This window comes from Butyrivibrio sp. AE3009, from assembly GCF_000420845.1.
Taxonomy (GTDB): domain Bacteria; phylum Bacillota; class Clostridia; order Lachnospirales; family Lachnospiraceae; genus Butyrivibrio.
The window spans coordinates 1-8,129 of sequence record NZ_ATVS01000073.1 but is presented as its reverse complement, the minus strand read 5'-3'; the positions used below and the strand labels follow the sequence as shown (position 1 = coordinate 8,129).

The window sequence follows — 8,129 nt, the reverse complement described above, 5'->3', positions numbered from 1 at the left end:
AACTGATAATATATTATGCTCTTTCTAAGATAAGCAAAATCAAAAATCGCAGAAGAATAATCCGTTACTATTAGTTCAGCCTCAGAATACATCTTATTATATGACCCAGCGTAAATTTCACAGCTTTTTGACTGTGGGAGTAAATGAACATACTCTCTAACCTTAGGATGTGGCATAATTGCCAATTTATATCCCATAAGACTCAACTTTTCGCAAAAAGTTGAGTCTGACATGATTCTTTTTAATGTCTTGAAATATTCTGAAGAAGCAATTTCTTCATCTGAATAATCCATAAAAGCAGATCTCCAGGTAAAAGCGAACACAACAAGTTTTTTTGGCTCATTTCTCAGATAATCAAACCTTGCAAGTCCGGTAAGCCAAATATGCTCAGGTGCTACTTTGTAATTATCTCCCATCATCTGCCTTTTCTCTTGGTATGCTGAAGTAATAATATAAAAATTCTTATGAGAAGCAGGATTTATATACTTAGAAATATCTTTCTCTGATACCCCATGCTGTAAAAAAATCTGTGGTGTCTCAACATGATTTTCCATGTGTATCAGGTATGCACTGCAATTACAGTCCGCTACGCATAAAAGCAATTTGTGAAGCTTTGAGTCATATTCCACAACTTTTCCTATACTTCTTAGCCGTGGATAGTCAGGGCTATCCTTTCTTATGGCAAATACAGATTTCACGTCCTTATCCTGAAGATATTTAAAAAAAGCTTCTCCATTATCGCCTGCCTGATTAATCCTATCACTGATAATCCAGATATTCCTGCCATAAAAAGGCCTTACTACAATCCTTATTAGTTTAAATACCGCCCTTTTGACCTTAAGCCCCAAGCCCATAATTATTCCTTCTTTTCCTGCATTCAGATATTAAATATTATTTGTTTTAATACCGGAATATCAATTTTATTTTCGTCAAAACCACAATTGGAATAATCTCTTCCCAGCATGTCATTGACAGCTTTCTCTAGTCCACTTAACGAATCCAGATAGAACAAAAAGCCGGAATCCTCAAAAGTTTTATATGCTTCATGAACTTTGAAGTGATCATTACCTATTACGATGCAAGGGGTCTTTGTAATCAGTGCAAAAATCATTCCGTGAAGTCTGTCTGTAACAACCAGTCTTGATTTTCCCCATAATCTCCACTTACTTTCCAAAACAGCCTGTCTTTCGGAAGTACTGATATTTCTGTTTATACAAGTATCAGTAACTAATACATCATCCTTTTTTTCGCAGATTTCAATTATTGATTTCTTCTGCTCTGTCACCAATGTTCCTTCTTTATCGGAACGAATGCATACTACAATGCCTTTCCTATCCTCAGATGCAAACTGCGAGGCATCATATAGCGATACAGTATCATGAATAAACCGAACATCGGCATCAAAGCTTTCTCTCATGAACTCATAGGATTTTTTATCTCTTGCCAAAAGCGTAATATCTCTACAGCGTGCAATCATTTGCCTGTCTTTTTCCAGTGCCTTTTTCCCTTCTTCATTGCCAGCAAAAAAGCAGGTCTGAGGCATAACAATGATCTTGTTGTCCTTTAAGCCTGAATATACCTTTCCTCTGTGAACCTGCGCAAATTTATACAGACTTCCGAAATTCCCGCCCCCTTGACATATAAAAACATCATCGGGACCAAGGCATTTTTTCAGCACACTGACAGGTCTGTCTATAGTCCACCCATCAATAGCAAAAAACTGATATTCCTTGTGCTCTTTACAAAAGTCCGCCAGGATTTTTTCTGCCACGTAAGCAATTGCATGATCTCCAAGATTATCGAAACAAGGAAGTTCAAAATATACAATTCGCTTTTTTGCACCGCCTTCAAGCTCGTACCCTTTATTTGAAAGAATAAAGCTTATTTGTTTCCTTATTTTTCGTCCCGTTGTGAATATTGAACTAATGTATTTTTTAGCACCGGAATACAGCTTGTAATATGTTTCATTTCGTAAATAGACAAATATAAGTTTCTTATCTTTTTCAGAAATATATGGATTACTGAGGAATTCCTCTTTATTCCGCTCTATATATTCCTGTGTTGCCTTCACATCTGCTAACGAGTCATCACTATATCCGCTTGTGATATTCGAAAAAAGATATGGAAGGAGCCTCGCCTGTGCCTTAAGATACAAGTCGTCATACCCTTTTTCCTTAAAATACGAACAACGCTCTATCTGACCCAAACATGAAGCATGACACCCTTTATGCCACATTTGCTTTGATTTGTTAAAAGAGATACTGTCATCCCTTATAAGATAGTAATAAAGATAATATGGTATCTTGACTATTTTACTTGCTTTATCAAAAAGCAGATAGGTAGTCGCTATATCTTCATAATTTCTTCCATCCGGATATCTTACACCGTCAAACAGTTCCGATCGATATAGTTTGCCCCATGCATAACTCTTGATCTCATTATCTTCAACCAGTTTTAACAATGCATCCGCGCTGTTATAAACAATCTCTTCATCACAGATTATGTCAACTATAGACAGTTTATCTTTCTTCTCCTGATAATTGGAACAAACCGAAATATCGGCTCCTGTTCTGATTACTGCATCGTATAGTTTCTGCACATAATCCCTGTGAACATAGTCATCACTGTCAATACAGACAACCCATTTTCCTTGCATCACATCAAGAGCTGCATTTCTCGCACTTGATAACCCTCCGTTAGGCTTATGGATAACCCTGATTCTGTCATCCCTTTTGGCATATTCGTCGCAGATAACTCCGCACCTATCCGGTGATCCATCGTCAACAAGGAGTATCTCCAGATTCTTATAACTTTGGGTAAGCACAGATTCCATGCACTTGTCTATGTAGTTTTCAACCTTATAAACCGGTATTATAACCGTTATCAGATCCTGCATTATTTTCTTATGTATCCCTTAACCTTACGTATAATATTCTGCGCACCCTCAGTCTTGTAATAAACAGAAACAAAGATCATGGTGCATATTACTCCTACAATTGCGCCCTTAACAAAAAGGGTAAACCAGTTATCAACATAAAACTTCGATGAAACAAAATATACTGTTCCCACTACTGCCACTGACAGAAGTAAGTTTTTCAGCATATCCAGGAAGTACGATCTGGCACTTCTCTCAAAATATTCCCTGAATAAGAGCTTTGGCTCATACCAGAAATAGGTAGTAAGTCTTGCTATAGCTGATGCAAAGATAACTCCTGCAACACCTATTAGTTTGCCCAATACAACAGATAAAACTATATTCTCAATGGTGGCTACCAACATAATGTATTTAGTCTTCCTATACAGTCCCGATGCATCTCTGTAGCTCCACAGGGGCTGAAGAGCGCAGGCAAGGAATGTGTTCAGTGACACAGCAATTACCAGTAGCATCGGCAGTCTGTGGCTGTCGCCCAGCCATATTCTGACAAGGTCATCTGCCATAATACAGTAACAGGTGGTGATGATACCGCAGAAGATAAAGCTCATGGACTGTATACTCTGAAATACCTGATATCTCTTCTCCGACTTCTCACTGGCAATGACATTACCTATACTGGCAGTCATGGCAGAGAATATGATCTGTTCAATAAGAAGAAGCTTATGGCTCAGCATCAGATAGTTAGAATACAATCCAACCATAGCGGTACTGATAACCATCGAGATGATGATATTATCAGTCGCGGAAAAGACTGTTGTAGAAACCTTGTAGATAAACACAGATTTCATGTTGTCTACAATACTGTCCTTAAGCTGCTTGTCCACTCCTCGTTGTACCTTAAGGTTCCTGATATAGGGATACTCACTCTCGGCTTTTTTGGATGCGATGAGATTGTTGATAATGCCTATACCGGTTCCGATGGCAAGATACAATATATAATTTCTGAAAAAATACAGAACAAGGATCTGAAGAACCACCTTAACAAAATTGGTTCCCATTCTGATCCTGGTAACCTTGTAATTCTTCTGATCGGCAGTAAGTAAAGTCGTCTTGTATACAAAAAGATAAGATGTGACAACTCCTGCAAGCGAAAATAGGTAGTAGATTTCAAGATGATCTATCTCTTTTTCGGTATTGACGATATATTTCAAAAAAGGTATACAACAGAGCCCCAAACCGAGAACCACAAGTGCAATGGTGTTATATATTTTTTTATAAAATGTAACCAATGACCTTATCTTATCTTCATCATGCTCCGCCAATGGCTTGTAAAAGCTATATGCCATAGCTGTCGAAAATCCAAGATCCGCCATGGACAGAAGTGTCAGTACATCCCCGAAAATACCGTTAAGACCAAGATACTCATCACCCAAAGTCCTGATAAATACAGTTCTTGAAACAAAGCTAAGAAGCATGCTTGTAAACTGATATATAAAACCCATACTCATATTCTGGACTGTACGTTTAGATCTGCTTGCGCTCATTTTACTCCCCAATGATCATTATTTTCTGAAATTCAGATTAAGGCGATGATACATGTCCAGCATGCGATCAACTTCCTTTTTGTCAGCTCCCTCAATCTCTTTTCTGTGATTTCTTGATTCCTTGCTGCAGGCAGCTGTTAAGGCCCTTACAATCCAGGCTCCCGGAAGAAGAAAGGGCATTTTCTTAAGGCAGGGATATTTCTCCTGCATGAACTTAAGAGAAGGGAAATAGTAGTGAAGCTTAATGCTCTGTCCCTCCTGTGATACCTCCTTGGCAAGCTGGCTCCATACACCATTCTCGTTCTTGCCGTAGATTCCGCTGTCAATCATGTACGCAAAAAGGCTCTCGAAGAACTCAGGGCACTCCTTATTATCCATCCAGATATAGGCAAGCTTCCTCATATGCTCTTCGAAGTCCTTAATTCCAAGCTTTTCAAGCTCACCAACAAGATAAGCATTATCCATCTTATCTCCAAGCTTATTTCTGTATACATATATATCCAGAAGATTTCTTACACCGCACCCTGTCTCAAAAAAGTGCTTGGACATATGAGAGATCATGTAGATATAAAAATCCTCAGGGCTAAACTCATAAGTATACTCAGTGCCTTCCTTAAGCTTAGCCTTAAAATTGTCCTTGAAATACACATGCTGCTTGTGATCTGCATTTTCATCAAACAGGCACCAGTGAACCTCCACATGAACCTTATTAGGATCAGTAAAGATCATATGATGCTTGATAAGACCATGATTTGTGTAGCCCAGTTTTTCCATTACAGCAGCTGCCTTATCAAGACTCTCATCATAGACAACCAGGTCTATATCACTCATCTCTCTCATCTCAGGAGACGGATAGAGGCTCTTAGTAACAGCTCCCTTAAGAAGTTGATGCCGAATTCCTTCTTTCTCAAACTCTGCGGTTATCCTATTCGCTGCCATCATCTGAGTGAAGGTCTTGAAGGTACTTAGTTTAAGATAATCCTTGGCCCTCTGAGCCTCCTCTTCGCCAATCTCAAGCTTAAGAAGTGAACTTGCTATTGGATATTGCATCTGACCGGTTACTGATATATCAAGGAGCTTCTTTGCTGTCAGCTCCTTAGGTATATCCAAGGGTTTTCTTTTTTCAAAGCACGCCCTTATAAGTTCGCTTGTATAGGTTCGTATGGTTGAATAATTACTGTCCATCATTGGTTTCCACACCTTGTTCCTCTGTACTTGTCTGCTCCCCCACATCTTGAGCAGCATCCCCTGTCACGGAGTCTGTATCTGTGTTATCTGCGTCTTCTTCCGAGTTTTCCAAGTTCTCTTCGCCTTCCTCTTCCGATTCTTCCTGATCTTCGTCATCAGCATCATCGGTTGCCCCAAGCAGCTCCATTTCCCTGATATATTCCAGGTCTCCGCCCTTTTCGGCAAGTTCCTTGGCATAGAAGGTTATGTAATCAGGTCTATTTTCAAAGTAGCTCCTGATAAAATCAATATCTGTTTTGTACTGAGCCTCTTTGTAGCTTCCAGTAAACCTCTTATAGGTTTCCACGGCAGGTTTCCTCATAAGCTCAGATACTTCATCCAAAACTGTATTGACATTCTCGGTTGAGAATCTCTCAGTCGCCATACTGTTCATGGTGTCTTCAAGCTGTTTGCAGAATTCCTTGTTCATGAGAAGTGACTGAAACAGCTTGTCCATTCTGAGAGGCCCATGCATAAGTGTATCAATGGATGCCGTTCTGTTACTGGCATTTCCCATAGAATTACCTATTGGATAATTCATTATCCATCTCCAGCGACCATCATTATAACCGGTTCCTCCGGAATCAACAGTTCTCCACATAGTACCTTTAGTAGTTCCGGGGCCGGTATATCCTATATAGACACGTGCACAGACATATTCTATATAATTGTCCATATCCATCATGGTTTTCGCTTTATTGTAATTCTCAGCAACACTCATATCGTTTTCAGTGATAAAATTGTACATATTCACGAAATTAGCCTGATATGCAGCTCTCTGTCTCACTATGACATCGCCTTTTACATCATAATTTCTGACGAAATAATTGGCATTAAGTGGAGCCTTCATAAGGTATACTCCCCAAAACTCGCCGTCAATGAACAAATAGCAAGGTGACATATCCAGAGTTCCAACCTTTGAATCCTTAAGAATCCTGCTAACAAAAAAGTCCTTTGCTTTTAATGTCTGGTCATCTATATAAGTCTGCAGGATCAGCGATCCATCTTTTCCTATATAGTCCATAATCGAGGAACCGGCAAATTCGGAAGGGTCTCCCACATTCAGTTCTAACCCCTTCTGCCTTGCCCCAATTTCAACATCAGAATAAATCTTAACGGTTCCATTCTTTACCAGAGTCTTATCCTTAGTTGTCTCATAGAATGCCACCTGCCCGTTCCTTTCCCATCCATTTAAATAATTTGCATAGGAGTTTGGACTATCCTCACCGCTGATGATTGCATCTTCTCTGGCTCTTCCCGGAACGTAAATTCCGTTGAAATAATCAAACAGATCCTCGGGGTTGGCTGTCAATGATATTACCGGAATATCTGCATAAGCGGAATCATTTGCAAATCCAATAAAATACTCCTGAATCGCAGATCCGGTAACCTTACCTGAACCATCTACAGTTATGGCTCTTACAATCATTCCTGCATCAACGGTATAAGGATTATAACCTGTCTTATTAAGATATCCAAAACCAAGTCTGGAATATACGTATTTTCTTCCGCTCTTGTTGCTGATAGTAAAAGCACCTGTATATTCTGTTGACTCTGTAGTCGGCTCGGTTCCATCGGTTGTGTAATAAATCTTCTCTCCGCTTTTTGCTGAAAGCGAAAGAGAAAATGCACTGTCATAGAAACCTCCGGGAGTAGAGAAGCCAATTCCTTCAACATAAGAGTATTCTTCTTCTGTGAGTTCTTCTACATTATCAGTACCCTTGGTGGCTTCCATATATCCGATATTGTAATTCACATTATTGGTAACACCATAGCTTGATGAACCGGAGAGCTTTGGAATGATCATTGAATCAAGAAGCTTCCCCTCCTTGTCTGTGAGGCTCATAACATTATAATCCGAGGCGCCGGGATTCTTACCAATATTAAACACAAGATATCCCGTTGCAGCTATAGTGGTTTCATCTGCGATAACAGCCGCCTTTTTGCCGGAAATATACATCATCGCACCGGAAATATCAGCAATATCTGAGCCCTCATTATATAGCTCAATCCAGCCCTCGGCATTTACTTCGCTTATCCTTACTGAATCAATGGCAGCTTTTTCGGACACAACAGTCAGATTGTCCTTTTTACTGTCGTTAATAAGCCTTTCCGATATCTGTTTGTCATGGGTTCTGGTTGTATACACTATAAATATCAAAAGAAGCAGTGACAAAACACTAAGGCATATGATAACCCAATCCTTCATTGTAGCTTTTTTCTTTGCCTCAGGATCCATTTGCTCAGCCTCTTGCCTAGACTTCTTGATATCTCTGGCAATCTGTCTGGCCTCAAGTTTTGCTTCCTTCTCGGCCTTTTTCGCTGCTTTTTTTTCTTCTTTGAGTTCCTTGGCACTCTTAGCGGTTGCGGTCTTAACCGTAGCTTCCTTCTTAGGTTCTCCCTTCTTTGGCTCTTCCTTCCTGGATTCTTCTACCTTGGGTTCTTCTACCTTGGATTCTTCTACCTTGGATTCTTCTACCTTG

5 protein-coding genes are annotated in these 8,129 nt (G+C 39.6%); all 5 read right to left on the bottom strand.

Annotated features, from left to right (window positions below):
* On the bottom strand, positions 1-854 hold an 854-nt coding region (locus tag G588_RS0118015; RefSeq protein ID WP_022780081.1), incomplete at its 3' end, for a CDP-glycerol glycerophosphotransferase family protein.
* Positions 855-877: 23 nt separating this feature from the next.
* On the bottom strand, positions 878-2,896 hold the full coding sequence (locus G588_RS21895) for a glycosyltransferase (protein WP_022780080.1): 2,019 nt from the start codon (positions 2,894-2,896) through the stop codon (positions 878-880).
* Positions 2,896-4,377, bottom strand: coding sequence for a hypothetical protein (locus G588_RS0118005; RefSeq protein ID WP_196805012.1), 1,482 nt, complete (start codon positions 4,375-4,377; stop codon positions 2,896-2,898). Before G588_RS0118005 ends, G588_RS21895 begins: the two co-directional genes overlap by 1 nt.
* A 60-nt stretch (positions 4,378-4,437) precedes the next feature.
* A complete protein-coding gene (locus G588_RS0118000) occupies positions 4,438-5,607 on the bottom strand; it encodes a nucleotidyltransferase domain-containing protein (protein ID WP_196805011.1) in 1,170 nt (389 codons plus the stop codon).
* Positions 5,594-8,129: CotH kinase family protein (locus G588_RS0117995; protein WP_026668895.1), on the bottom strand; the 2,536-nt coding region annotated here is incomplete at its 5' end. The genes G588_RS0117995 and G588_RS0118000, both read right to left, overlap by 14 nt.

Bases quoted from the DNA above. Each gene is read 5' to 3' on its own strand.
- G588_RS21895 (WP_022780080.1), bottom strand. From the start codon at position 2,896: ATGCAGGATCTGATAACGGTTATAATACCGGTTTATAAGGTTGAAAAC.
- G588_RS0118005 (WP_196805012.1), bottom strand. From the start codon at position 4,377: ATGGGTTTTATATATCAGTTTACAAGCATGCTTCTTAGCTTTGTTTCA.
- G588_RS0118000 (WP_196805011.1), bottom strand. From the start codon at position 5,607: ATGATGGACAGTAATTATTCAACCATACGAACCTATACAAGCGAACTT.